Genomic DNA, 24,147 nt, shown 5'->3' with positions numbered 1-24,147 from the left:
TACTACAGGAACGAACCGTCTGACTCATCAACTTCTAAACTTGTTTGAAACCCTTGATTTTTCGTCCATTGCAGCGCTCCATCTGCCTCGGTTTGATAAATCTGGACACGATTTTGCTGCAACTGCGTCAGGGTTTCGGGATGAATGGTTTTAGAATAAGCGATCGCGGTTTTCGGCTGCAATTTCTCAATCAGCTTAGGGTGCAATTGCCGTCCAGACCACCAAAGAATTTCATTTCCGACTAATGCACTTCCCAATGCCTGGGACTGCGAAACGTTCGGCGCATCTCTGAGCCATAACCATCGCTGCTGCGCGATCGCAATCTGTACGATCGTTGGCTCCACGCTTAAGAACTGCATTTTGATCGTCCCAGATTCAATCTTCTGCCCAGGCGTAATCGAGACATACTTGCCATTGCGCTGCGCTAATTGCTCGACCACGTTCAACGAAATCACCTGCTGCTTTTTCCCGGAGAAATCGTAGAGTGCGCGAATCGGCACGGCTTCTAAAAGCGCCTTCCAACCGTCTGACATTGCGGGAGAAGCCGCGATCGCCCAATCGATGTGATTGATGCCTTCTTTGCGCAAAAACGGCAAAACTGTGAATTTTACGGCTTCGGCTTGACCGCTATTGATGAGTCCCACTCGTCCGTGATCTTGCACTACGATTACAGGCTTTGCACCCGCAGAAAGCGCCGTAATTTGAAGTAAGTTCGATCGCGTATACCAAGCTGGAATAAACACTAAATTCATTCCAACTAGCAAAAAAGCCCACCATTGCCGCCGAAACTTAGGAAACAACCAAGGCGTACAAATCAGCGCATATAAAGTAATCAGCAACCCGGTCGAGATGGTTCCAACGGCAATCGAGTTTCCGGGCAGTTGGCAGAAAAACTTGACTAGCTCAATCAACCAGTGAGTTGGATAGTAGAGAATTGGAGACGCGAACTTCGTGATCGCTGGAAGCACAAAGTTCACCCCCGCGCTGACAATCCCACCCAAACTAATAAACGAGATCAATACAGTGGTGAGCAGATTCGCCAGAATGCAGTACGGCGAAACGATTCCGAATGAAAAAAGCTGAAGTGGCAGCGTCCAAAGTAAAGCCGAAATTGGAACTGCGATCGCGGGAACAATCACCGTCGGCAGCCAATCTAATCGTTTTGACAAGGCTGGAACTGTAATCAATAAACCTAACGTGGCGAGAAAGCTAAATTGAAAACTTAAACTCCAGATCCATAATGGATTCCAGATTAATAAAATGATTGCAACGATTAATAGCGATTGTAATGGCTTAACTTTTCTCTCAAACGCTAAACTAATCAAGATTGCAAATCCCATCAAAACTGCTCGCATCACTGAAGGTTGCAGTCCTGTTAATCCCGCAAAACAGATCAAACCTGCTCCGCAACAGCTAATTTGTATCACTTTCGGCAATCGTCGCGTCAAAGCGAGTAACACACCTAAAATTAGCGTCACTTGAAATCCAGATGCAGCAAGCGCGTGAGAAAGCCCAATTTTAGAAAAAGCTTCTTTGACATCAAAAGGAATATCGACAACTTGTCCGCCAATCACCATTGCAGCAACAATCGCACCTTCTGCTTGTCCAAGTTGTTCAGTTTGCGATCGCACAATCTGTTTCTGCACCATCCACCAACCCCATTCTGGTTTCTGATTCAGATCAAGTAATCGAATCGATTTGCCACTCAATCCTGCAAAACTACCTTCTTGTGCCAAGTACTTCTGAAAATCAAATCCACCCGGATTCATCTTGGGCTTTGGTTTGTAGAGATTGCCCGTAATGGCGATCGCTTGTCCTGGAAATAAGTCTTTTCCTTCGATTTCCGGCAATGTGACATAAAGCTTCCCCTCTGCTTTCTGCTCCCCGACTGCTGCTACATCGAACCAGACTTGTAACTTCCCACTCTGCGTCAGTTTCGGTAATGCTGCTACTTTTCCAGAGATAGTAACTTCCTGCTTTTCTTGGGGAACAAAGCGACTAACATCAATTTGACTCGGCTGAGGTGTCCGAAACTGGAGATAAATTCCTGCAAGTAAGCCGACGCATCCAGCGATCGCAAAAATTCGCGCATACTTTCGGCTTTTTTTCAGCGCAACGATCGCACTGATGACTCCGCAGCCCAATACGATCGCTCCTCCCATCGGAATTGCGGTGAGCAACAATCCCACAATGTAAGCCAAGCCCCAAACCACCACAGGCTGCATATTTCCTCTCTATCCGTTACCATGCTCCCTAGAATTCCCAACTCCCCTACGCACAAACTAATCTGCTCTCTCTTCCAAGCAGATGTGCACGCTTCTCAATCTTTTCCAACAGATTTGTACGCCACTGCATAATCGTGAAAACCGCAACGTGTCATTGATTAGCGCGATGAGCTACTCAACTCAAACTCGCCATCATCCAACTTCATCATTCAGGAAAATGACACCATGCCTCAAATCACGACCACCATCTCAGAAGAAACGGTCAAAGAGCTTAATGCTCGACTCAGTGCTAAAAATAGCCCCTATCAAATTTTGGTTCAGCAATATCCAGGTATCGAATATGGCACTGACATGCAAGTTGAAACCCCAATTCAACAGCCTCAGCCCTTTATCGTTGGCGAAGTGATTCATACAAACGATTCTGCAATCAATCAAAGCTTTACCGATGTGGTCAGCCAATCGTATGAAGTGGCTCAAACCTTCTCAATTACCGCAGGCTTGAAGTCTAGCTTTTCTATCAAAGGAAAGACTGATTTTTTGATATTAGGCGCAGAAACAACAGCCTCAGTTGAACTGTCCCTCACGGCTGGATTCACTCACAGTACAAAAGAGACTATCACCCTCCAAAAAAGCATTCCGCTAATCGCTCCGCCCCATAGCAAAGTGACGATGCAAGTGATTGGACAAATCTTGAAGGTTAGCAATGTCCCCTTCACAATTGATGTCACAGTTGGCAATGGCAATTGGAAGATTTACACCACGGACATGTTGCCCGTCTATCGAAAATTTGCCAGAGGGAATCATTTCTATACGACGACTCCGCAAGAAGGAGAAGTGCATGGCTATGTGAATGAAGGAATTTTGGGCTTTGTCTACATGACTCAGCAATCAGGAACAGTTCCGGTCTATCGCAAATTTGGCAGTGGCGATCACTTCTACACAACTAACCTACAAGAAGGTAAAGATCAAGGCTATCAAGATGAGGGCATTTTAGGCTACGTTTACCCCAAACAAGTAGATAAAACGATTCCGGTCTATCGCAAATACAATGGGAAAGACCATTTCTACACAACTAACCTACAAGAAGGTAAAGATCAAGGCTATCAAGATGAGGGCATTTTAGGCTACATCTATCCGCAGACTGGACTCAATCAATCCCTAGATAGCATCTTGTCTGAAAGCGATCGTACTTTTCGTTCAACGGGCATCTTCAATGGAACGCTGATCAATCAGAAAACTGAAATTGCTATCAAGCAAGAAGAGCGCCCCCCTGTAAAAATTCCAGCCCATGCGGCAATCTCATCTCAAGGCAATTCTCTGGTTTCGACGGAAAGGACACCAGCTGCTTTGCTATCTACCTCAAACATCATTGAGGTGAGTCGAGTCAGGTAATTCTGAAAATCTAGTTGTTAACCGCATGAATTTTGCGAAGTGGGGATTTGCGAAGTGGGGAGATGGGGAGAAGCCAGATTTAGATTGATCTCTATCTCCCTATTCGATTGATTGTGGGCAATGACTAGCGATGTCAAGCATGTGCGATTTGAGCTAAAAAAGCGGGATAGAATCACCCCGCTTTTTCTCATGATTTGGGCGTGAGTTAAATGGACAGACCCAACTTCAGTCCAAACACTCCATGCAGAATCAAAATTCCTGCGATCGCAGTTCCTAAATAAGCATGGAACAAGCGTAATCCAGGTTTGTTGCCTGCAAAATTGAACAACGAAATTGCGCCATTCAAATACAGCAGCGCTAACACCGCATTCGCCGTCCAAAAATGCGGACTCTCCAAAATGGGCTTGTGCTGCATCACCAGCGATAGCACGCCGCCTGTGTATCCCATTGTCAAAAACACCACGACCCAAGGCATAATCTTGCGATGATCTGCCCGACTCTTCTCGGCGACTTCCTTATCTTGCGCGATTCGGCTCTGCCAGCCCGCCCAAGCACCATAGCCTCCCATCACCAACACCACAATACTCATCATGGCTGGATGACCCCAATGCACGATCGGTTCCGGCACATTCAGCGATCGAAAAAACGCAGCGATCGGCTCTAGCATCTCCGTCAAGCTCATTTCTCGTTCTCCCGTAAAGAAATATGAACATATTGTACGGAAAGTAACGACACGAAATGAATAAATTCTTCAGCAAAGTGTCAGGGTAATCAAATCTAAGAATCAATCCGCCTCGCACCCTTGTACCTGAAACAAAGTGCCCATTCTACGAGATACTTTTGTGAGGGCAAACGCGATTTATCCCGCCGAGTCCGCAATTCGTTTAATAAAGAGAGAGATAGAGAGAGTCCAATGGACGAAGACAGCATGGAAAACATGGATGCTCCCACCGTAACCCTGACGGATGACGCAGGCTTAACGCTGACCTGCTATGTCGAGCATTCTTTAGACGTGGAAGACCAAGAATACGTGCTGCTGCTTCCCGTTGACTCGCCGATCGAGATTTTCGCTTGGCAAGAAAATGGCGAAGAAGATGAAGCCGTATTAGTCGAAGATCAGGAAACTATAAACCTCGTTTTTCCGATCGCCAAAGCTGTTCTAGAAGAACAGAATCTAGCGCTCAAGCAAACCGCAGTTGTTTTAACGGTTGAAGGCGACTTGCCAGATCTCGACGACGAAGAAAGCTGGGAAGGCGTGGAATCTGACGGTGAGGATGACCAAGAAGAACTGCAACTCCTCGCGAGCTTCTGGCATGAAGAACAAGAATATGCCATTTATACCCCGCTCGATCCCTACTTCATCTTGGCGCGGCTGGATGACAACGGAAATCCGCATCTCCTTTCCCAAGAAGAACTGAAAAAAATCGAGCCAATGCTACCCATGATCGAAGATCAGCTATTCGATGAAATGGAGTAATTACCCGGACAGTTGGGAACGGGGGATTGATTTGATCCGAATCATCCCCGCCCACTTTCTGAAGTTAAGAAAAAAGTTTTTCCTGATCTGAAATAAAGGCTACAATTACTGACTGGGTTTGATCCCCCGGAATCAAATTTGTTAAAAATCTTGCTATAAAACTTTATTCAAAGCGGTTGACAGGTTGACAAACTGAATTAATATTTGTTCTGAACGAAGGCATCAGCTGCAGTTCTCCGCATCTCACATTCATTTACTGATGAAAATCGCTAAAAGCTTTGCAAGATTTTCGTTTTTCCTAGCTCTCGTCGGGGTTGCACTTGGACTCTCTGCATGGCGCGCTCAAGCCTGGTGGAGTTTTGCGAGTTCGCCTATGACCCCGCAAGCGACAGCAGACCAAGGAAAACGAATCCTGATCCAAATTCCCCAAGGAACTTCGGCTCAACAAATTGGACAAGAACTCGAAGCTGCTGGGCTGATTCGTTCAGCGAAGGCTTGGGATGTTCTGGCACGCTGGATGATGTGGCAAGACCCAGATGGCGGATTCCAGGCTGGAAATTACGAACTTTCGACCGGAGATTCTCTGCAATCGATCGCGAACACCATCTGGAACGGGCAAGTTGCACAGCGCAGCTTCACCATTCCTGAGGGTTGGTCGATGAAGCAGATGGCAAATTATTTTGAGAAACAAGGCTATTTCAAAGCGAAAGACTTTCTAGCAGCCGCGAGCGAAATCCCGAATTCTGATTATCCTTGGCTGCCTGCGAATCTGCCATTTCTGGAAGGATTTTTGTATCCAGATACCTATCAGATCGAAGCGGGGAGCGCGATTACCCCAAAACAAGTGATTCGCCAAATGCTGAATCGCTTTGAGCAAGTGGCGTTACCGCTCTACAACAAAAACCGAGCCAATACTAATTTGTCTCTGCTGCAATGGGTCACGCTCGCTAGCATTGTTGAGAAAGAAGCCGTGATTCCGTCTGAGCGGGGAATTATTTCTGGAGTCTTTCACAATCGGTTGAAGAAGAATATGACCTTAGGCTCAGACCCCACGGTAGAGTATGCGCTTGGTGTTCAACAAACGCCTGAAAATCCGCTGACCTACGCTCAAGTTGCGACTCCTTCTCCGTATAATACTTATGTCACGCCAGGCTTGCCTCCGACCCCGATCGCGGCTCCTGGGGTTGCAAGTTTAAAGGCAACCTTAAATCCTGAAGCGACCGACTATCTCTATTTCGTGGCGCGATACGATGGGTCGCATGTGTTTAGTCGAACGTTAGCAGAGCATGAATCTGCGCAGGGTAAGATTCGCGATCGCGTCGATGCCCAAGCGCAGAAAGAACAGCAAAAAACTCCGCAAAAAACGGGAAATTAACGCAGCTTCACAATTCGATCCGTGGTCTTCAGGTATGAGATTATAGCTGCAACGTTCTAGACTAGAACCTATAGCGTTGTTTAATAAACTGACAAAATGCGCAAGAATGTAATTGATTCTACGAATTGCAGCACTTACGCGAGTCGTCAGTATTTTTTCACTTTCTTCTGTCCAATCTCACCCGATAACCTGCTATGACTTGGGGCAAACTCCTTCAACCCGATCTTCTTCTCGATACCACGATTTTAGGTTTGACACCTGAAATGCTATCTGAGCGCAACTTGCGTGGTCTTGTGTTAGATGTCGATGAGACGCTGGTTCCAATTACGACCGCGCAGATTTCAAGCGAGTTATTGCCTTGGGTTGAGCAGGTGCGCCAAGTGACAGAGATTTGGCTTGCAAGTAACAATATTAGCGAGAATCGCATTAAGCGCATTGCTGATATTTTGGGTGTTCCTTATATTATCGGAGCAGGCAAGCCTTCTCGACGTAAGCTGAGACGAGCCGTAGAAGCGATGAATTTGCCGCCGGAGCAGGTAGGAATGGTGGGCGATCGCTTATTCACCGATGTGTTAGCAGGCAATCGGTTGGGAATGTGTACGATTTTGGTGCAGCCAATGGTCGATCCGACGGCTGAAGTGGCGCGAAAATACCCGGTTCACGCGATCGAGGTCTGGCTCTCTCAAGCTTTGGGTGCGACTTTGACTCCTTACAAGCCGTAAATCTGTAGAAAAGATTATGAAACCCGAGAGTCAAGGAAATTGCTGGCATCCTAGATAAAGATTAAATGGAGCCAGCTAATTTAAAGGCTCTAAACGATAAATCTCAGTGAATACTAGCGAAGTGCCGTTCCGAAAGGAGTCGGCACTTCGTTTATGCAAAGCTTTTCAATTGGCAGAATTTGCTAGCAGGATGCCAGGGCTGAGCTAAGTCCAGTTTGTTTGGAGATTGCTAATCTAGATTTCGCCCGGTCAATTCTACAAAAATATCTTCTAGATTCGATGGGCGCACCATCATTCCCGTTTTATCGGGCTGTTGATCCAAAAATTGATTCGCATCTTCGATGGTTGGAAAAAACTTGTAATCCCAAGAATCGCTTGCCTGCTTCATGACAATGCCTTTTCCATGCTGCTGCCGCAATTCTCCTAGCGTGCCGAGTGAAATCAGTTTGCCGCTGTCCATGATGCCAATGCGATCGCACAAATATTCCACTTCATCCATATAGTGAGTGGTCAGAAGGATTGTCATTCCTTGCTTGTTCAAATCGCGGATAATTTCCCACAAGCGGCGACGCGTTTGTGGATCAAGTCCAACGGTCGGTTCATCCAGGAACAAAATTTCAGGTCGATGGAGTAAAGCGCGTGCAATTTGGAGACGGCGCTTCATCCCGCCAGACAGCGTTTTTGCCGGATCATTTCTGCGATCGTTGAGTTCCACATATTCCAATGCCTGATCAATCTCTTGCTGGCGGACTGGATTGGGAATGTGATGTAAGCGCCCGTGGTATTCCATGTTTTCCCAGACGGTTAGATCACTGTCGATACTAATTTGCTGAAGGACAACTCCGATACGGGACTTCACCAGCGATCGCTGACGAGCCACATCATATCCAGCAACTTGAATCTGACCATCTGAAGGCTTGGTCAACGTGGTTAACATCCGAATTGTGGTTGATTTTCCTGCACCGTTCGGTCCGAGCAATCCAAACATCTCTCCTGCTTGAATTTCAAACGAAAGCCCATTCACGACTGGAACTTTGTTGTAAAACTTATGCACATTTTGAAGCGAGACAGCAGCAATCATTGATCTTAGCGTTTTAGAAATATTAGTTAACAATATCGTATGGAGTCGGAAGGTGGGGAGTGGGGAGTAGAGAGGGGTTTTCTGATGAATGGTTGTGAACTACCTGTAAATCTGGAAACTTGCCGTCAAATTCGACTCGTAATCTTACGAAAGGTATCGAATTGTGACTAGAAGGGGATGCCTGCTCATTTCCTCATCAATTCCTCAATTTTGAGGCATAGTGTTGAACTTAATACCTTTGCTGACCCTATTTCTCATTCCGACAGAATTCCGATTCTATACCCGAGATAAAAAATGTCTAATTGTCCTTGCTGCTCAGATCGACTTCTCCGCCATATTCGACGCGGATCTTTGTATTGGTTCTGTCGCTCCTGCTGGGCAGAAATGCCTAATCTTGAGATGGATGATCCTGCGACCACAGTCTCTTCTCCTATACTAGAACCTGCTGGATTAAAACCTTTTGTGATTCACTCTGGGCGAAGTGCAGCGCTTCAGCCGATCTCTCATTTTGCAAAAGTCATTCAACATCATCGTTCTGACAAGCCGAATCATCTTCTAGTGAGTTGATCTTCTGATGGTTGATCGCTTTTTTTGACAGCACAAACGAGGAAAATAGAAGATGGAGAACCTGTCTCTCGTTTAGAAACTTCAAGCACATGAGAAAACGCATCTTAGTCGTGGATAACGAAGAGTACATTCAAGAAGTGACAAAGATCTGCCTTGAAACTGTTGCAGGCTGGGATGTGCTGACCGCAAGTTCTGGCTTAGAAGGGATTCAAACCGCGGAACTTGAGCAGCCGGATGCGATTTTGCTCGATGTGATGATGCCAGATATGGATGGTATTGCAACATTTAATCGGCTGCGGGAAAATCCTGCTACTCAGCACATTCCAGTTATGTTCTTCACAGCTAAAGCTCAAGTGAGCGACTATCAGTACTACGAAGAACTCGGAATTAAAGCTGCGATCGCAAAACCATTCGAGCCGATGGTACTTGCGAAGCAAGTCGCTCAGGCTTTGGGCTGGAACTTTGTCCCTTGCTAAGCTGTGCTTAGGTATGGATCAGATAGTTCAATTCGGTGGTTAACCATTCATTGAACATACGATCGAGGATTTCTTGCTGACGCTCAGGAGTAAACTCGGCTGGAATGAACTCTTCGACGAGCAGTAAATGACTGGCTTGATCCATCTCGATCGGACCAATCACCTGTCCTGGAGTCGCACTAAAGACGAGTGCAGAAAGTTCGGGTTTGAGGTTCCAACGGTAGAGCTTGCCTTCATACCCACATTGAAATCGACGCTGATCATCTGAATCATACAGATGGGCAGCTTCATAAAAGCTGATTTCGTCTTCTTGGATTTGATAGGCAATCTCTTGAGCAAGTTGCTGATACGGAACCACAATCCGGTAAAGCAGCACTTGATCGAATTCGCGCTGATTTTCTGTGAAAAAGCGATCGGCTTCTTTTGCAAATAAGATTTGAGCGAGTTTTTTAGTCAGCAAGCGATCGCGAATGCCTGCTTCCCATTCTTCAGGCGTCACGAGTTGATCATTGAGCCACGCGAAGGTATCAGCGGAGCGGAAGAGCCGATTTTCATAGCGAATGTGGTCTGCTTCCGCTTGGATTTCTTCAGGAGTGACGGTGATCTCACGCGACTCGATCGCTTGATCAATGATTTTCTGGTAAGAGATGTTGCGGCAAATTTCTTTCAGTTGCAAAGTTTTTTTTAGCGTTGCAATGATGGTTTCTGAGTGAATCGTTTCCCCCTTAAAGCTAGTCATTTTCTTAGTCCTTTGCGCGTATTACCAAAAAATTTGTCCGTCCCCAAATTGGTTGATCACAATGAAGATAGGCATCGAAATATTGGTTGAAATTGCAGTATTGCCGATGGAATTGCCACCGAGATTGGCAATGGTAGCTGAGGCTGCAGGATTGATATTTAGGGATTGTAGAAGGGGTTGAAATAACGAGAAGAGAGAGAGATTACTTTGTCGTTTTTTGCGACGGCGACCTCCTTGAATCGTGGTGGAATGTTCTGCGATCGCGTCTTCTGTATAGTCGATATCTGCAATGATCATAAAATCGCTCCTTGGCTAGAGATAGAGGGAGTTAGAACTCCGACCTCTTCAAAGAAATCGGAGTTCGAGAGTTTGGGAGCATGGAGTTTCACAAGTTCACATCAGGCAAGGGTGTGAACTTATTGGGCAGTCAATTAAAGACCTAGAACAATCCCGCCAAAGCCGGACGTATCAATTTGCAAGCTACCACCGGTTGCAAAGGAAGTACTTCCGCCAGGACCAGATGTGGAACCTGTTTGCATCAAAGTTGTGTGTTGTTGAAATTGAGTGTAGTTGAGAGAGAAGTCAACTCCGCCTTCGAGTTCGTTAGCTTCGGTTGCGATTTCTTGATAGGTCAATTCGTTGATAATCATGATGGTCTCCGTTGTGGTTGAATGTTTTTTTTGAGAGTAGCAACTGCTGTTTGAGTTGCTATGTATATAAGGTATCTGCTGAATTTCTGGGATGGGGGAATTCTTGCTGTATATGTAGCCAATTTGGCGGACTTATTTTTGGGTTGAAAAAGACCCCCGAAGTTGTCAAAATTTCGGGGGTCTCAGAACACGATTAAAAGCGGAGAATTTCTCGATCGTAGCCTTCACTCAGCGGCTCAGTCTCCCAGACAATGCCTTCTCCAGGGTCTAGCGCGACTTCGATCGAGAGCGATTCAACGCTTGTTTGCGCGATCGCTTCATTGCCTTCAAAGCTCTGCAAATCTTCTGTGAGTAAACGCAGCTTAAAGCCACCTGGAACCATTCCACCGGGTGAAAGATTGTGCAGTTCAAATCGCCAAGTCTGATCCGCTTGCAGAATGACTTGTAACTCATATTGCTGTCCGGCGATTTCTAGCACCCGAGATAAAACATTCGTTGGTGCTGTCAGATCTGCACTTCGGGCTGCTGCATAGCCGGGTTGGAGTTCGAGCCGTTCCCAGTTGAAGAGTTGAGAAACCCCCGACTGTAACCATTCGAGAATCGAGGGTTGAGTGATTCCTTGGCGCGATTGATATAAGCGTTGTCGCCAGCCACCATGCTCGATCAATGCTCCCCACGTCTGAAAGGGAAGTGCTAAGCGTGGAGAAAGTAACTCAGGATTGCTCAGCCGAGTAATGAGATTGTTCGCTTGTTCGATCGACAATGCAGGTAGTGCTGCAAGCTCGGCTCGAAGTTGGGGCTGACAAAGTTCTGAAGTTAGCCAAATCAGTTCTGGATTGGCAAGTTGATCTGAGGTGAGGCAATAAGTACGATCGTTGAAATCTAAGTGTCCTTGCGTTTTAACAGTATGGTGAGTCGCATAGCCCCAAACGCTGACGCGCCCTTCGTCTGGTTCAACTTGTGCCGCTAAATAGTAATCGCCTGCCCAAGTGGGTAAATCAATCCATTCTTGCGGAATGCGAAGTTCATCATGGTCGATCGATTCAGTGGGAATCACAACGAATCGCAATCCGTTGACGGTGAAAGCTGTTCCATTTACGAATTCCCAAAAGCTAGAAAGTGCGTTGGCGTTGACCCAGGTTCTAGCACTGGGCGTTTCGGATTGAAACCAGGGAAGTAGAGCACTCAAACAAAGTTGATTGAGATAGGCTGTCCAATTGGGTTGCCAGAGTTGGGTCGGATCAGTTTCGAGAAAAAGGTCGAGAGACATGGCTAGTTCTCCAGGTTTTTGTAGTGGGTTTGTAGCCAGTCTTCAAGGACGGCACTCATGCTTTGAAGTAGGGCAGGGGTGAGGGAAATATGCAGTGTTTCTTGACTCCAGGTAGCAAGGCTCTTGAGGAGGAGTTCTTTGGCTTTGGTGAGGCGACGAGAAATCGTGTATTGCTTGATGTTCAGACGAGTTGCCATTTGCTGCTGCGTACAATTTTCGGCATAGTACAAGCGCAAAATTGAGCGCAGTTCTTCGTCTAGCTGTGCGATCGCAGTTTCTAAGACTTGGTTGAGGTTCGATCGTTGGGCTTGGCGTTCTTGTATTTCCTCTTCTGCAATCAAATCTGCGATCAGAGATTCTCTTGGACTTTCAGGCACATCGTCGAGGAGTTCCCCGGAGTCATATCCAGGTTTCGGCGTATTGATAGAAACTAAAGTTGGATTCAGATAATTTCGGGCAGCATTCGCACAAGTGATGAGCCATTTCTCGATCAGAGTGGGAGTTGCTTCGAGTAGAGCTTCGCGATTTTTGTTGTACTGGTGTGCGATCGTTGTCCAGGTCTGATCATCGGGTCGAGGTAATTTTCGCGTACCTGTGGCTTGAGTCGGAACATACAAGGTTTTGAAACAGTTCCACGCAAGGACATAAGATGCGATCGTTTCTGCGCTCAATCCAGCATTTTCCAGCGATTCGACTAAACGCTTTTGGCTGACTTTCCGAAGCAGTGCCCAGTTCGTGCAGATATCAACTTCTTGCCGCTGACGTAAGGTATCGCGAATCGTACTGGAAAAAATTGCACTGGCGTAGTTTTGTAAGTTGAAGCCTTGTTGGGCGTTGAAGTTTTGGAGAATTTTCTCAACTTTGACGATCGCGACTTGGAAGCAATCTGGCAATGTATATTGCACTGCTGCGAAATTCAGCAGCATCTTATGAGCTGACCAATAGCAGGTTTCTTGCAGGTAAGCGGTCAAATGATCAACTGCACCGCGATCGCTCTTTTCCTGCCAAATTTTCAACCAATAGAGCGCCCAAAAATTAAGGGAGCCAGAGGCAGATTCTAAGCATTTCTGCATTCTGCGGCGCAATCGGGCATCGGTTGCCCAGGTGGAAGCACGATCGCCTTCAAATTGCAGGAAAGTGGAAAACGTTTCTAACGGGTCTTGGCGCGATCGCATAAATCAAAGAAGTGATTCCTATTGAATCAGTGTGATGACTTCTCAATTTTTTAACTCAGATTGAGGCTTCTGATTCAATTCTCAAAAGGAAATCGACATGAAACGTAAACTAATTGCTTTGATAATCGGTGCTGTTGCCTTGATTCCCGGTACGGTGAAAGCTCAAGAGTATGGCATTCCGCACAATATGCTTGACTCTTTTTCAGATGATGCAGATAGCCAAATTGTGATTCGAGTCAGGAAACCGGGCGATCGTTCAAATCTTTGTGGCAGAAGAATGGGAATGATTGACGATGGCTATAGCTTCCCGCGTCCGGGAAGTGCTGCTAATAATTACGATTATCCGCGTCCAGGCGGCTCGAACTATTTTCAATTGCCGACAGGGGCGCGCAATCCTGACATTATTGGCTGTGTCGATCGGTCGCGAAATATCTTGTTTATCAATATTTTTAAGGTTGTCGAACAGGTGCAACCGACATCTGAACCTACGCCTTATAATCCGAATCAGATGCCCATTTATGCACCGAAACGTTAATGGTTATGCAACTCACCCAATTTTTACATGCTGCGATCGTGGTTTCTGACTTGGAGAAATCAGAGCAGTTTTATGGAACCGTGTTGGGGTTGAAAAAGATCGATCGAGTGTTGAAGTTTCCGGGGGCTTGGTACGAGATTGGAGCGTTTCAAATTCATTTGATTGCAGATTCGGCTCCTGTTTCGGAAACGCTCGTCGAAAAGTGGGGTAGGAATCGGCATTTAGCGTTTTCGGTCGAGAACATTGAAACTGCTAAAGCAACATTGATTCAGGCAGGATGTGAGATTCAAATGAGTGCTTCGGGGCGACCTGCTTTATTCGTTAAAGATCCGGATGGAAATATGATTGAATTAGGAGAAGCATAACCGCATGGTGATTGCTTATCTCTACTCTGATCCATTGCTAGAAGAATCGTCAGAGTTAGTATTTTCGGAATATAAGGTTGATCGCATTTATCAAGATTTCACAACGCAAAGAACTCAATTACAGCAACTCATTGACGATCATCAAAATGAATCGGTTCAATTACTCATTCGACAAATCGAGGATCTCGGAGAATCGATCGCTGAAATTCAAACTAGACTTGCCCAACTCGAAACTCTGAATATCGAACTGATTACGCTCGAATCTGAAACCCTTTCTGCGACGGCGCTCGAACAATTACAGGACTTACAGTACAACCAACGCAGCCGCAAAATCCGGCAAGGTCACGCCCAAAATCGAGTCAAAACCCTTGCTCCACCCGGAAAAGCCCCTTACGGCTATCGTCGCAGTCGAAATCGCTACATTCTCGATCGCACAACTGCCCCAGTCGTGAAAGAATTCTTCGATCGCTTTCTCCTCTACGGTTCTCTACGCGATGCTGTCCGATTTTTAGAAAAGAAATACGGCAAAAAAATTTCAGTCTCGACCGGACAACGCTGGCTCACTAGCCCTGTTTACCGAGGGGATTTGGAGTATCAAACTGGCGAAACGATTCCAGACACTCATCCTGCTATTCTGTCTCGCGATGAAGCCGCACAAATCGATCGCTTACTGCGCCGCAACCGTCGCTTACCTGCTCGAACTGCTAGCGCACCCCGATCGCTTGCAGGTCTTGTCACTTGTGGTGAGTGTCAATCGGGAATGACGGTGACACGAGTGACATCTCGAAAGAAAGGACAAAAAGAATACTTGTATCTTCGCCCGATGCAATGTCCGAAACAATGCAAAGCGATCGCGTATGATGACATCCTGCAATCGACGATCGAGAGAATCTGCGAAGATCTCCCACGTGCCGTTTCAGAAGCGGGAATTCCTGATCTTGATGCCATCAAGCAAAGAATTAACGGTGCGATCGTCCAAAAGCAATCAATTCTTGAACAAATTCCACCTTTGATTGAAACTGGAATTTTAGACTCAGAAACAGCAGATTTGCGATCGTACAAATTGCGAAGTGAAATCGCTCAATTACAAGCGCAACTGTCTCAACTGCCTCCGGTGAATTTGAAAGCGATCGCTCAAACGGTTTCGATTCCTCAATTCTGGTTGGATCTTTCAGAAGCAGAACGCCGATTTTATTTTCGAGAATTCATTCGACAAATTGAACTGATTCGCACAGAAACAGGCTGGCAGTTAAAACTGAACTTTATTTTCTGAACCGATTATCAATCTGTAACGCGATCGTGATCATCTGAAAAAACTGCATCTAAGATACTGACATCTCTTGTGTTAGGAGCAGTTTACTGTGTCGCGTCCTCGTCAGTTTGTCCAACCCCCACTTGAATTTATCCCGCCCGACCTGAACATGAGCATCCTGCGCGGAATGCGATCGATTCTCCCGTTCTGGATGCGACACAGAACTGCGATTTCCCGAATCGAAGCGATCCAGGTCGAAAAACTTGTTGATCTGTACGAACAATTTCAATCCGGCAAAATCCGCTTACTCATGGCTTTTCGGCATCCGAGTTCGGATGATCCGTTTTGCCTAATGTATTTGATGCACTATCTGCTGCCTCGGACTGCTCGTCGCCAAGGCATTCGGCTCAGATTACCGACTCACTCTCACTTCATGTACGATCGCGGCATTCCGTTATGGGCAGGGTCTAGAGTTGGCTGGATTTACTCGAAACTGGGCGGAACTCCGATTCATCGCGGCAAGCTCGATCGCGTTGGATTGCGCTCAGCCCGCGACCTTTTAGCCAATGGACAATTCCCGCTGATGGCTGCCCCTGAAGGCGCAACCAATGGACATAACGAAATTGTCAGCCCGCTGGAACCCGGAATCGCACAGATGGGTTTTTGGTGCGTCGAAGACTTACAAAAAGCAAATCGCAATGAAGAAGTGATCATTGTTCCGATCGGAATTCAATATCACTATGTCAAACGCGATTGGACTCCGGTTGATCAACTGTTAGGTGAATTAGAAACCGATACAGGAATCACACCGAAAAATCCTGATCGCTATGCAAGACTGTATACGATCGCAGAACATATGCTAACGGTGATGGAATCGTTTTACAAGAAGTTTTATCATCAAGATCTACCCTCAGTCGAACATGCTGAACCGAATGCGAGACTGGCACTGCGGCTGCAAGTCCTAATGGATTCAGCTTTGACTGTTGCAGAACAGTATTTTGATATTCAACCGAAAGGAAGCGTCATCGATCGCTGTCGCCGCTTAGAGCAAGCAGCCTGGGATTTAATTTTCCGAGAAGATCTGAAATTAGGCGAACTCTCTCCGGTCGATCGAGGACTTGCCGATCGCGTTGCTGAAGAAGCCAGTCTGAGAATTTGGCATATGCGACTCGTCGAGAGTTTTGTTGCGGTCACCGGAAGATATGTGATCGAAAAACCTTCGCTCGATCGCTTTGCGGAAACGACTTTACTCTTATGGGATATGATTACCCGCATCAAAGGCGGTGATGCATTCAAACGTCCCAAACTCGGGAAACAATCGGTCTTAATCACCGTGGGAGATCCGATTTCAGTCAGCGATCGTGCGGCGGCTACCAAAGGCGATCGACGTGCTACAAAACAAGCCGTTGCAGATCTTACTCAGGACTTGCAGACTGCAATGGAGAAAATGATCTTGTAGTGCTGAATGATCGGGTAGGTGCTTAAATAAGTGAAGCCAATTTTGCCGTATTTAATGTGACTGAAACACAACCCAAACCGAAACGCTCTCTTGCAGGAATCGCAGGAATCGTTGCGCTTGCAACTCTTATCAGCAAAGTTGTTGGACTGGTTAGACAACTCGCGATCGCCTTTGCATTTGGAGTCGGTACGGCAAAAGCCGCTTATGATATTTCTGCCATTATTCCGAGCTTTTTCCTCATTCTGCTTGGCGGAATTAATGGGCCTTTCCATAGCGGCATGGTGAGCGCTCTAGCCAAGCGGAAAAAAGAAGACTCTGCTCCTTTAGTAGAAGCAATTTCAACCTTAATTGGCAGTGTTTTTCTCGTTGTTGCGATCGTCGTTTTTATCTTTGCACCGTTCTTTATTGATCTACTTGCCAGTGGATTGCAGCAAACTGCACAGGGACTTGAGACGAGAGCGATCGCCATTCAACAATTGCGCATCATGGCTCCAATCGCTTGGTTCGCTGGAATGATTGGCATCGGATTTGGCACATTAAATGCTGCTGATCAGTACTGGCTGCCGTCGATTAGTCCTTTGCTGTCTAGCCTGACGCTAATTGCGGGCATTGGAATTTTTATCCTAACTGCGGGATCTGCAAGTACCAATCCGAATTATGCACTGATTGGAGGAATAGTACTCGCATTCGGAACGCTGATTGGAACAGTTTTGCAATGGTTAGCTCAGTTCTGGGCACAGCGCCAATCGGGATTAGGACGATTCCGAATGCGATTTGTCTGGAATGATCCGGGCGTTCAAGAAGTGCTGCGAGTGATGGGTCCCGCTTTATTCTCGTCTGGAATGCTGCAAATTAATGTGATTACGGATTTAACGTTTGCAGCATTTTTACCGAATGCTGTTGCCGCGATCGCGAGTTTGGATTATGCGAATCTGCTCGTTCAAACGCCGTTGGGGATTCTCTCGAATATGATCCTCGTCCCGCTGTTACCGACATTTTCTAGATTGGCTGATCCGAGTCAGGCTGACCAATTAAAACAGCGGATTCGCCAAGGGATACTTGGAACTGCGGTTGTGATGCTGCCGTTAAGTGCATTGATGATTTCACTCGCAACTCCGATCGTGCGAGTGGTCTACGAAAGAGGCGCATTCAAACCCGAAGCATCTCAGCTTGTTGCGTCTGTCTTAATGGCATATGCGGTTGGGATGTTTGTATATCTCAGTCGGGATGTTCTTGTGCGGGTGTTCTATGGCTTGGGAGATGGCGACACCCCGTTCAAAATTAGTATGGTCAATATCTTTCTCAATGCCTTGTTCGATTTTCTGTTTTACAAACCGTTTGGCATTGTTGGGATCGTACTAGCAACCGTGAGCGTGAATATTCTCTCAGTTTTCGTACTGCTCTATTTTCTAAACCGTAGATTGGGAGGCTTACCGTTGTTCCAATGGGGGTATTCGATCCTAGGCTTAGCGAGTAGTAGCATTCTTGCTGGAACTGCAAGCTGGTTTATTTCTAACGCGATCGCCAATTTATCCGGGTTCAAAGGGTTCTTCTTAGCGCTGGCTCAAACAACGATCGCGGGCAGTATCGGTCTTGTCGTCTTCGCGCTCTTAGCGACTCAGCTAAAATTAGAGGAAGTCGATCAATTTGTCGATCGTATTCGTCAACGTTTTAGCCGATGAAACCTTACACCGTCATTTACGATGGGCAATGTAATCTTTGCTCGAATCTCGTTCAAGTTCTTGAACAAATTGATCAAGGCAAGCTCTTTCAATATCTCCCCATGCAAGACGAAGCTGGATTAGCTCAGTTCAATGTCACGGCTAAAGATTGCGAAATGGGAATGATTGTGATCGATAACAACCAGCCCGATCGACGCTGGCAAGGCAGTGATGCCGCAGAAGAAATTGGACGACTCTTACCGACAGGCAATGTATTTGTGACAGCGTATCGAAATTTGCCGGGAATGAAATGGGTGGGCGATCGCGTCTATGCCCAAGTTCGAGATAATCGATATGCGCTGTTTGGTCGGCGATCCGAGACGTATCAAACCGCTTATCCTGCTTGCGACTGTAACTTCCCCCAATGATTTCTCGAATTCAACAGGCTCAACGCTTGATTACAAGCTTTCAGCATTGGACAGGCAAACCGTTAATCGAAACGCCTGAAGCCTTGTTTGAAGCTCCTTTTGTCGTGGTTTCGCATGGAACCGAATCTGATCCCATTTTTAACTATGCGAATCGGCAAGCGTTAGACCTCTGGGAAATGGACTGGGACACCTTTACACAATTGCCATCGAGATATTCCGCAGAACCGATCAGCCAAGAAGAGCGATCGCGTCTGCTCGCGCAAGCAAAAGCCCAAGGCTATATCAGTGACTATCGGGGCGTTCGGATTTCTAGCACCGGGAAACGATTCTGGATTGAAAACGTCATCCTCTGGACGGTTTTGGATGAACTCGATCAACCTTGTGGACAGGCTGCAACCTTCTCAAGTTGGAAATTTATTTGACGATCCCTAATTCTGTGGTTAGTGTGGGTTATTGTTTTTGCCCCGTTAACCGAGACTAAGGAGCGGATCGACATGCGGAATGTTACTCTTCACGCTTTCAATTGGCGGTATACCGAGATTATTGAAAACCTCGATGCGATTCGTGCGGCAGGTTATGGAGCAATATTAATCCCGCCCCCTCTTTACTCTGATCCCAAAGGCGATCAATGGTGGCAACGCTATCAGCCAAAAGATTATCGGGTCTTGTTGTCTCATCTGGGAGGCAAGCGAGATCTAGAAAATCTGCTTGAAGCTTGTCATAGTGGGAGTTCTAGAATTCAGGTCTATGCAGATTTAGTCATCAATCACATGGCAAATGAAGCGCGCGCAGATCATCTTAACTTTCCAGGAGAAGCCGAGCTTGAGCGCTACAAAGCGGAACCTGCTTTATTTGCAGAAAACCGATTGTATGGGGATTTGAATGAGGGCTTGTTTTCGCCTTGGGATTTTAATCAAGCTGGAGAAATTGAAGGTCACGAATGGGGCGATCGCGGAGCCGTGCAATATCAAAATCTGTCCGGTTTGCCAGATCTCAAAGATTCTGATTGGGTCTTAAAACAGCAGTATTTAATGGTCAAAGCCCTAGTCGAAATGGGATTTGACGGGTTTCGGGTTGATGCGATCAAACATATTACAGAGCGCATGATCGATAGTCTTGCAGATACTCCAGATTTTCAAGGTCGCTTCTGGTTTGGTGAAGTGTTAACCGGGAGTGAGAACGACGAAAAGGTGTTTCTCGAACCCTTTCTGCGAGAAACCTGGATGTCTGCCTATGATTTCCCGCTGTTTCAAACGATCCGCGAAGCCTTTGGATTTGGTGGTTCATTGCGGGCTTTAGCCAATCCTCAAGATCAAGGCAATGCTTTACCTTGGAATCGAGCTGTTACCTTTGTCGTGAACCATGATATTCCTCACAATGATGGCTTTCGCTTCTGGCTGCTCGATCCGCAAGATGAACATTTAGCTCATGCTTATATTTTGGGTCGAGATGGCGGTGTGCCGCTGATTTACTCGGATCATAACGAGTCAAAACATGATGTCGATCGCGATCGCTGGCTCGACTTCTACAAGCGTCCCGATATTGTTGCGATGATTGCTTTCCACAATGCAGTTCAGGGAGAATTGATGCACATTCTCTACGAAAGCGATGTTTTGCTCGTCTTCCGAAGAGGAGAACAGGGAATGGTTGCGATTAACAAGAGTGGTACAGAGCAACGAGTAGATTTGAGCACTTGGGGCTTAAAGAATCCGGGTCAGTATCGCGAGCTGATTCAGGGGCAAACGATGACACTTTCAGGCAATCAGTTCTCCCTGAGTGTGCCAGCTCGATCGGCTCAAATGTGGTTGCTAGGCTGAATCGCGTTCAATAGTTTACTGAGTCTGTTGAGACGGAATTGAGGTAGCGGGGAGATTTTCGAGTCCCCATTTGATCATCGATCGTAGAACAGGCTGCAAACTTTTCCCTTTTTCGGTCAGTTGATAGTCCATTCGACGGGAATGACTACTGTAAGGTTGCTTTTCAATTAATTCGGCTTCTTCAAGTTTGCGAAGTCGATCGCTCAAAATATTGGTAGAAATTCCTTCCGGCGATTCGAGAAATTCATCGAATCGCCGTTTTTTCATATAAAGCATGTCGCGAATGATGAGAAGTGTCCAACGATCGCCAATGAGATCTAACGTTGAGGCGATCGGACAATGCGATCGAGCAGTCATAATTGATTTCCTCCGATTACTTGCATTTTACAAGTCAATTTGTTACTTTTAACTTGCAATTTACAAGTAATGAGTCATGCTCGAACCCAAAACCGGAGAAAACTTTGCAGTAGTTGATTTAGGTAACTTAGAGAATTTAGATCAATTCAAATTTGAAGCGCCCAAACTCCAAGTAGACGGAAAAATCTTTTTAAAAGATCTCCTTCAGCTGACGGGAGCAGAACTCTCATTCAATAAGTTGCCGGTAGGGAAATCCGTGCCCTTTTATCACAAGCATCAGCAGAATGAAGAAATTTATATTTTTATCAAGGGGAAAGGCGAATTTCAGATCGATGGTGAGATTTTCCCGGTTCAAGAAGGTTCGATCGTGCGAGTTGATCCAGCAGGAGAACGGTGTTGGCGCAATTGCGGAGATACTGACCTCTATTGCGTTGTGATTCAGACTCGATCAGGTTCTTATCAAGGCGCAACAATTCAAGACGGAGTTGGGGTGAAGAAGCAGGTTACATGGAGTCAGAATTGAGAAAACTCTATCATCGGCTAGGTGTAATTTCGCGATCGAAGTTCTATAACGAAATTAAGTAGTTGTGGCTTGATGGCGTTGGGTTGGAATTCTTTTAGTGGTTTTTAGATAGTCCATCGAGTCGCGAGTCAGAATCGATCGAACTCTAGGTACTCGATGGATAGTTCTATGCAACAGTTAATTGAAGCAGTTTTACATCATGCTGATGAGCAAGCAGTTTTACAGCAGTTGATTCAAACCCTGAGTCGCTCTAATCAACGGTATTTCCTGAAAAATGAGATCATTCATGCGTTTGCTGATTACTGTCATGAAGCCCGCAAACCGGCTCATTTTTTCCACTCTTCACACCTCGGAACGTTGATTCAATACAGCCATGAGTTGCTGTTAGAAGAAGATTGTATTTGGTTGCTGCTGCGTCCTTGGATTGGAGGACAGCAAATTTGGTGTCTCGATTCAGAACTAACTAAAGCTCAGGTCATGCCGCCGAAAGCTTTACTCGAAGCGCGCGATCGCTTTGTGGGCCGGGCGCAAGATCAACTGTTTGAAATCGATGTCACACCGTTTTATGAGCATACGCCGAAGGTTGACGATCCCCGCAATATTGGTCAAGGCTTAGCGTTTCTCAATCGATATCTATCCAGCCAGGTTCTCAACGATCGCTCCTATTGGCTCGAAACCTTATTTGATGTGCTGCATCGGCATCACTATGACGGAATTCCGCTGCTGATTAATGATCAAATTGAATCGGGAGAACAGTTAGCCGAGCAGATTCGCCAAGCCATTCAAATTCTGAAATCGAAAGCTTCAGACGAATCATATCAAAGCGTACATGCAGAATTACAGCCTTTAGGATTCGAGCCAGGATGGGGAAATACGGTTGAGCGCGTTCGCGGAATGATGGAACTCGTCGATCAAATGGTGAACATGCCGCAGCCTGCGATCTTAGAGGCATTTGTTGCCAGATTTCCATCTGTGTTTCGAGTTGCGCTCTGTTCCATTCATGGCTGGGTGGGACAAGACTACTTAGGGCGATCGGAAACGTTGGGACAGGTTGCTTATGTGTTAGATCAAGCCCGAAGTCTCGATCGCAAACTCCAAGAAGAGATTCATCTGGCTGGATTAGACATGCTGAATATCCAGCCGCAAGTTGTAATTTTGACGCGACTCATTCCCAATTGCGAAGGTACACAATGCGATTTACCGCTTGAAAAAGTAGATGATACGAACAATACTTGGATTCTGCGAGTTCCGTTTCGAGAATTTAATTCTAAAATTACCGATAACTGGATTTCTAAATTTGAGATTTGGGGATATTTAGAAACTTTCGCGATCGATGCTCAGTCTCGTCTCTTAGAACAATTAAATGGAAAACCAGACTTAATTATTGGCAATTACAGCGACGGCAATTTAGTTGCTTCATTGATCGCACGTCAGCTTAACGTGACGCATTGTAATATCGCACATTCGCTCGAAAAGCCGAAACATTTATTTAGTAATTTATATTGGCAAGAGTTAGAGCCGCAGTATCATTTTTCCGCGCAATTTACCGCAGATTTAATCAGCATGAATGCGGCAGATTTTATTGTCACTTCATCGTATCAAGAGATTGTTGGTTCCCCAGATACGTTCGGACAGTATGAATCATACAAATGCTTTACGATGCCGCAGCTTTACCATGTGATCAATGGAATTGAGCTTTTTAGCCCCAAATTTAATCGCATTCCACCTGGAGTCGATGAACGGGTATTTTTCCCGTATTCGGACGCCCGATCGTCAGAACACCGCGATCGCTTGACTTATCTCTTATTCGAGCAAGAAGCGTCTCATATTCTCGGCAAACTCGCAGATCCAAGCCTCACGCCTATTCTGGCGATCTCGCCCTTAACAGCCGTGAAAAATCTTTCTGGGCTAGTTGAATGTTTTGGGCGGAGTCCAGAATTGCAGCAGCGTTGTAATTTAATTCTCGTCACTAGCAAACTCAGTGTTGATGCTGCAATTAACGCGGATGAAGCCGAAGAGATTGAAAAAATCCATCGCCTGATTGATTATTATCAACTGCATGAGCATGTGCGCTGGATTGGTGAACGCCTGTCTAATCCTGATCTCGGAGAAATGTATCGTAGCATTGCCGATCGCAGAGGTATTTTTGTACATTTTGCTCGCTTTGAAGCATTTGGACGAGTATTACTCGAAGCGATGGTTTCTGGATTGCCCTCTTTTGCCACCGAATTCGGCGGAACGACCGAAATCATTGAAGATGACAAACACGGATTCTTGATCAATCCGACGGATCTCGACGGTTCAACGCGCAAGATTTTAGATTTTCTCGATCGCGCTTACGCTGATCCCAACTATTGGGAGCAACTCTCTGCGAAAAGTATTCAGCGCATTCATGATGAATACAACTGGCAACATCACACCCGACAGCTTTTACTGCTCACCAAACTATATAGTTTCTGGAACTATGTTCACCGAGAAAGTCGCGAGTCTTTGTTACACTATCTCGACGCTCTATTTCACCTGCTGTATAAGCCTAGAGCTGAATCAATTTTAGAAGAACACCAGAAAATTTGATCTTCCCGATTTCCCGGAGTACCTGCA

25 protein-coding genes are annotated in these 24,147 nt (G+C 46.1%); 16 read left to right on the top strand and 9 right to left on the bottom strand.

Annotation, left to right across the window (positions count from 1 at the left end):
* Nucleotides 1–2 precede the first annotated feature (2 nt).
* A complete protein-coding gene (locus J0L70_RS21350; protein ID WP_287455789.1) occupies nt 3–2,225 on the bottom strand; it encodes a ComEC/Rec2 family competence protein in 2,223 nt (740 codons plus the stop codon).
* A gap of 225 nt (nt 2,226–2,450) precedes the next feature.
* Between J0L70_RS21350 and J0L70_RS21345 the strand changes: the two genes are divergently transcribed.
* Nucleotides 2,451–3,617 carry an ETX/MTX2 family pore-forming toxin gene (locus tag J0L70_RS21345; RefSeq protein WP_287455788.1) on the top strand — a complete coding sequence of 389 codons (1,167 nt, stop codon included), beginning with the start codon at nt 2,451–2,453 and terminating at the stop codon, nt 3,615–3,617.
* A gap of 205 nt (nt 3,618–3,822) precedes the next feature.
* Here J0L70_RS21345 and J0L70_RS21340 read toward each other — a convergent pair whose 3' ends face one another.
* Nucleotides 3,823–4,299, bottom strand: a complete 477-nt coding sequence (locus J0L70_RS21340) for a DUF4079 domain-containing protein (protein ID WP_268179825.1) — start codon at nt 4,297–4,299, stop codon at nt 3,823–3,825.
* Nucleotides 4,300–4,530: 231 nt separating this feature from the next.
* On the opposite strand from J0L70_RS21340, the gene J0L70_RS21335 reads away from it, so the two are divergent.
* The 3 genes from J0L70_RS21335 (at nt 4,531) to J0L70_RS21325 (ending at nt 7,191) form a co-directional block, all read left to right on the top strand.
* On the top strand, nt 4,531–5,094 hold the full coding sequence (locus tag J0L70_RS21335; protein WP_017290935.1) for a DUF3727 domain-containing protein: 564 nt from the start codon (nt 4,531–4,533) through the stop codon (nt 5,092–5,094).
* 259 nt (nt 5,095–5,353) lie between these two features.
* Entirely contained in the window at nt 5,354–6,469 is a 1,116-nt protein-coding gene (gene mltG / locus J0L70_RS21330) for an endolytic transglycosylase MltG (protein WP_017290934.1), read from the top strand.
* Nucleotides 6,470–6,663: 194 nt separating this feature from the next.
* A complete protein-coding gene (locus J0L70_RS21325) occupies nt 6,664–7,191 on the top strand; it encodes a YqeG family HAD IIIA-type phosphatase (protein WP_287455787.1) in 528 nt (175 codons plus the stop codon).
* Between the two features lie 229 nt (nt 7,192–7,420).
* Here the strand turns inward: J0L70_RS21325 and ccmA are convergent, their stop codons facing one another.
* Nucleotides 7,421–8,272 (bottom strand): heme ABC exporter ATP-binding protein CcmA, encoded by an 852-nt coding sequence (gene ccmA / locus J0L70_RS21320; RefSeq protein ID WP_287455786.1) that lies wholly within the window; start codon nt 8,270–8,272, stop codon nt 7,421–7,423.
* Between the two features lie 294 nt (nt 8,273–8,566).
* Here ccmA and J0L70_RS21315 point away from each other — a divergent pair, with 294 nt between their 5' ends.
* On the top strand, nt 8,567–8,839 hold the full coding sequence (locus J0L70_RS21315; protein WP_071596191.1) for a hypothetical protein: 273 nt from the start codon (nt 8,567–8,569) through the stop codon (nt 8,837–8,839).
* A gap of 89 nt (nt 8,840–8,928) precedes the next feature.
* A complete protein-coding gene (locus J0L70_RS21310; protein ID WP_017290930.1) occupies nt 8,929–9,315 on the top strand; it encodes a response regulator in 387 nt (128 codons plus the stop codon).
* A gap of 7 nt (nt 9,316–9,322) precedes the next feature.
* On the opposite strand, the gene J0L70_RS21305 is transcribed toward J0L70_RS21310, so the two are convergent.
* The 5 genes from J0L70_RS21305 to J0L70_RS21285 all read right to left on the bottom strand — a co-directional run bounded on the left by J0L70_RS21305 (nt 9,323) and on the right by J0L70_RS21285 (nt 13,149).
* A complete protein-coding gene (locus tag J0L70_RS21305; protein ID WP_287455785.1) occupies nt 9,323–10,054 on the bottom strand; it encodes a peptidylprolyl isomerase in 732 nt (243 codons plus the stop codon).
* Between the two features lie 21 nt (nt 10,055–10,075).
* Nucleotides 10,076–10,351, bottom strand: a complete 276-nt coding sequence (locus tag J0L70_RS21300; protein ID WP_268179836.1) for a hypothetical protein — start codon at nt 10,349–10,351, stop codon at nt 10,076–10,078.
* Between the two features lie 134 nt (nt 10,352–10,485).
* Nucleotides 10,486–10,704 carry a CTB family bacteriocin gene (locus tag J0L70_RS21295; RefSeq protein ID WP_017290927.1) on the bottom strand — a complete coding sequence of 73 codons (219 nt, stop codon included), beginning with the start codon at nt 10,702–10,704 and terminating at the stop codon, nt 10,486–10,488.
* A 193-nt stretch (nt 10,705–10,897) separates the two neighbouring features.
* Nucleotides 10,898–11,974, bottom strand: a complete 1,077-nt coding sequence (locus tag J0L70_RS21290) for a DUF1822 family protein (protein ID WP_287455784.1) — start codon at nt 11,972–11,974, stop codon at nt 10,898–10,900.
* A gap of 2 nt (nt 11,975–11,976) precedes the next feature.
* Nucleotides 11,977–13,149: a sigma-70 family RNA polymerase sigma factor gene (locus tag J0L70_RS21285; protein WP_287455783.1), complete on the bottom strand. Its 1,173-nt coding sequence runs from the start codon at nt 13,147–13,149 to the stop codon at nt 11,977–11,979.
* Between the two features lie 97 nt (nt 13,150–13,246).
* Between J0L70_RS21285 and J0L70_RS21280 the strand changes: the two genes are divergently transcribed.
* From J0L70_RS21280 to J0L70_RS21245, 8 genes are all read left to right on the top strand, one after another.
* Complete coding sequence (locus J0L70_RS21280; RefSeq protein ID WP_287455782.1) at nt 13,247–13,684, top strand: hypothetical protein; 438 nt, start codon at nt 13,247–13,249, stop codon at nt 13,682–13,684.
* Nucleotides 13,685–13,689: 5 nt separating this feature from the next.
* Nucleotides 13,690–14,049: a VOC family protein gene (locus J0L70_RS21275; RefSeq protein ID WP_353736654.1), complete on the top strand. Its 360-nt coding sequence runs from the start codon at nt 13,690–13,692 to the stop codon at nt 14,047–14,049.
* A 4-nt stretch (nt 14,050–14,053) separates the two neighbouring features.
* Complete coding sequence (locus J0L70_RS21270; RefSeq protein ID WP_287455780.1) at nt 14,054–15,322, top strand: recombinase family protein; 1,269 nt, start codon at nt 14,054–14,056, stop codon at nt 15,320–15,322.
* Between the two features lie 88 nt (nt 15,323–15,410).
* Complete coding sequence (locus J0L70_RS21265; RefSeq protein WP_026148980.1) at nt 15,411–16,760, top strand: 1-acyl-sn-glycerol-3-phosphate acyltransferase; 1,350 nt, start codon at nt 15,411–15,413, stop codon at nt 16,758–16,760.
* Between the two features lie 56 nt (nt 16,761–16,816).
* Nucleotides 16,817–18,442, top strand: a complete 1,626-nt coding sequence (murJ, locus tag J0L70_RS21260; protein WP_287455779.1) for a murein biosynthesis integral membrane protein MurJ — start codon at nt 16,817–16,819, stop codon at nt 18,440–18,442.
* Nucleotides 18,439–18,849 (top strand): thiol-disulfide oxidoreductase DCC family protein, encoded by a 411-nt coding sequence (locus tag J0L70_RS21255; protein WP_287455778.1) that lies wholly within the window; start codon nt 18,439–18,441, stop codon nt 18,847–18,849. The genes murJ and J0L70_RS21255 overlap by 4 nt, the downstream gene beginning before the upstream one ends.
* A complete protein-coding gene (locus tag J0L70_RS21250) occupies nt 18,846–19,271 on the top strand; it encodes an MEKHLA domain-containing protein (RefSeq protein ID WP_017290918.1) in 426 nt (141 codons plus the stop codon). Before J0L70_RS21255 ends, J0L70_RS21250 begins: the two co-directional genes overlap by 4 nt.
* Before the next feature lie 72 nt (nt 19,272–19,343).
* A complete protein-coding gene (locus J0L70_RS21245; protein WP_287455777.1) occupies nt 19,344–20,666 on the top strand; it encodes an alpha-amylase family glycosyl hydrolase in 1,323 nt (440 codons plus the stop codon).
* A gap of 15 nt (nt 20,667–20,681) precedes the next feature.
* Here the strand turns inward: J0L70_RS21245 and J0L70_RS21240 are convergent, their stop codons facing one another.
* On the bottom strand, nt 20,682–21,023 hold the full coding sequence (locus J0L70_RS21240; protein WP_017290916.1) for a winged helix-turn-helix transcriptional regulator: 342 nt from the start codon (nt 21,021–21,023) through the stop codon (nt 20,682–20,684).
* A gap of 76 nt (nt 21,024–21,099) precedes the next feature.
* Here J0L70_RS21240 and J0L70_RS21235 point away from each other — a divergent pair, with 76 nt between their 5' ends.
* Together J0L70_RS21235 and J0L70_RS21230 are read left to right on the top strand one after the other, a co-directional pair.
* A complete protein-coding gene (locus J0L70_RS21235) occupies nt 21,100–21,546 on the top strand; it encodes a cupin domain-containing protein (RefSeq protein ID WP_287455776.1) in 447 nt (148 codons plus the stop codon).
* A 168-nt stretch (nt 21,547–21,714) separates the two neighbouring features.
* A complete protein-coding gene (locus tag J0L70_RS21230; protein WP_287455775.1) occupies nt 21,715–24,120 on the top strand; it encodes a sucrose synthase in 2,406 nt (801 codons plus the stop codon).
* Nucleotides 24,121–24,147 lie beyond the last annotated feature (27 nt).

It is taken from the genome of Leptolyngbya sp. UWPOB_LEPTO1 (genome assembly GCF_017302695.1).
Classification (GTDB): Bacteria; Cyanobacteriota; Cyanobacteriia; order Leptolyngbyales; family Leptolyngbyaceae; genus Leptolyngbya; species Leptolyngbya boryana.
The sequence above is the reverse complement of the archived record's forward strand: the minus strand, read 5'-3'. Positions and strand labels throughout refer to the sequence as shown.

What these genes read in the sequence shown, in the direction of transcription:
- J0L70_RS21350 (WP_287455789.1), bottom strand. Translation starts at nt 2,225, where the DNA reads ATGCAGCCTGTGGTGGTTTGGGGCTTGGCTTACATTGTGGGATTGTTG.
- J0L70_RS21345 (WP_287455788.1), top strand. Translation starts at nt 2,451, where the DNA reads ATGCCTCAAATCACGACCACCATCTCAGAAGAAACGGTCAAAGAGCTT.
- J0L70_RS21340 (WP_268179825.1), bottom strand. Translation starts at nt 4,299, where the DNA reads ATGAGCTTGACGGAGATGCTAGAGCCGATCGCTGCGTTTTTTCGATCG.
- J0L70_RS21335 (WP_017290935.1), top strand. Translation starts at nt 4,531, where the DNA reads ATGGACGAAGACAGCATGGAAAACATGGATGCTCCCACCGTAACCCTG.
- mltG (WP_017290934.1), top strand. Translation starts at nt 5,354, where the DNA reads ATGAAAATCGCTAAAAGCTTTGCAAGATTTTCGTTTTTCCTAGCTCTC.
- J0L70_RS21325 (WP_287455787.1), top strand. Translation starts at nt 6,664, where the DNA reads ATGACTTGGGGCAAACTCCTTCAACCCGATCTTCTTCTCGATACCACG.
- ccmA (WP_287455786.1), bottom strand. Translation starts at nt 8,272, where the DNA reads ATGATTGCTGCTGTCTCGCTTCAAAATGTGCATAAGTTTTACAACAAA.
- J0L70_RS21315 (WP_071596191.1), top strand. Translation starts at nt 8,567, where the DNA reads ATGTCTAATTGTCCTTGCTGCTCAGATCGACTTCTCCGCCATATTCGA.
- J0L70_RS21310 (WP_017290930.1), top strand. Translation starts at nt 8,929, where the DNA reads ATGAGAAAACGCATCTTAGTCGTGGATAACGAAGAGTACATTCAAGAA.
- J0L70_RS21305 (WP_287455785.1), bottom strand. Translation starts at nt 10,054, where the DNA reads ATGACTAGCTTTAAGGGGGAAACGATTCACTCAGAAACCATCATTGCA.
- J0L70_RS21300 (WP_268179836.1), bottom strand. Translation starts at nt 10,351, where the DNA reads ATGATCATTGCAGATATCGACTATACAGAAGACGCGATCGCAGAACAT.
- J0L70_RS21295 (WP_017290927.1), bottom strand. Translation starts at nt 10,704, where the DNA reads ATGATTATCAACGAATTGACCTATCAAGAAATCGCAACCGAAGCTAAC.
- J0L70_RS21290 (WP_287455784.1), bottom strand. Translation starts at nt 11,974, where the DNA reads ATGTCTCTCGACCTTTTTCTCGAAACTGATCCGACCCAACTCTGGCAA.
- J0L70_RS21285 (WP_287455783.1), bottom strand. Translation starts at nt 13,149, where the DNA reads ATGCGATCGCGCCAAGACCCGTTAGAAACGTTTTCCACTTTCCTGCAA.
- J0L70_RS21280 (WP_287455782.1), top strand. Translation starts at nt 13,247, where the DNA reads ATGAAACGTAAACTAATTGCTTTGATAATCGGTGCTGTTGCCTTGATT.
- J0L70_RS21275 (WP_353736654.1), top strand. Translation starts at nt 13,690, where the DNA reads ATGCAACTCACCCAATTTTTACATGCTGCGATCGTGGTTTCTGACTTG.
- J0L70_RS21270 (WP_287455780.1), top strand. Translation starts at nt 14,054, where the DNA reads ATGGTGATTGCTTATCTCTACTCTGATCCATTGCTAGAAGAATCGTCA.
- J0L70_RS21255 (WP_287455778.1), top strand. Translation starts at nt 18,439, where the DNA reads ATGAAACCTTACACCGTCATTTACGATGGGCAATGTAATCTTTGCTCG.
- J0L70_RS21250 (WP_017290918.1), top strand. Translation starts at nt 18,846, where the DNA reads ATGATTTCTCGAATTCAACAGGCTCAACGCTTGATTACAAGCTTTCAG.
- J0L70_RS21245 (WP_287455777.1), top strand. Translation starts at nt 19,344, where the DNA reads ATGCGGAATGTTACTCTTCACGCTTTCAATTGGCGGTATACCGAGATT.
- J0L70_RS21240 (WP_017290916.1), bottom strand. Translation starts at nt 21,023, where the DNA reads ATGACTGCTCGATCGCATTGTCCGATCGCCTCAACGTTAGATCTCATT.
- J0L70_RS21235 (WP_287455776.1), top strand. Translation starts at nt 21,100, where the DNA reads ATGCTCGAACCCAAAACCGGAGAAAACTTTGCAGTAGTTGATTTAGGT.
- J0L70_RS21230 (WP_287455775.1), top strand. Translation starts at nt 21,715, where the DNA reads ATGCAACAGTTAATTGAAGCAGTTTTACATCATGCTGATGAGCAAGCA.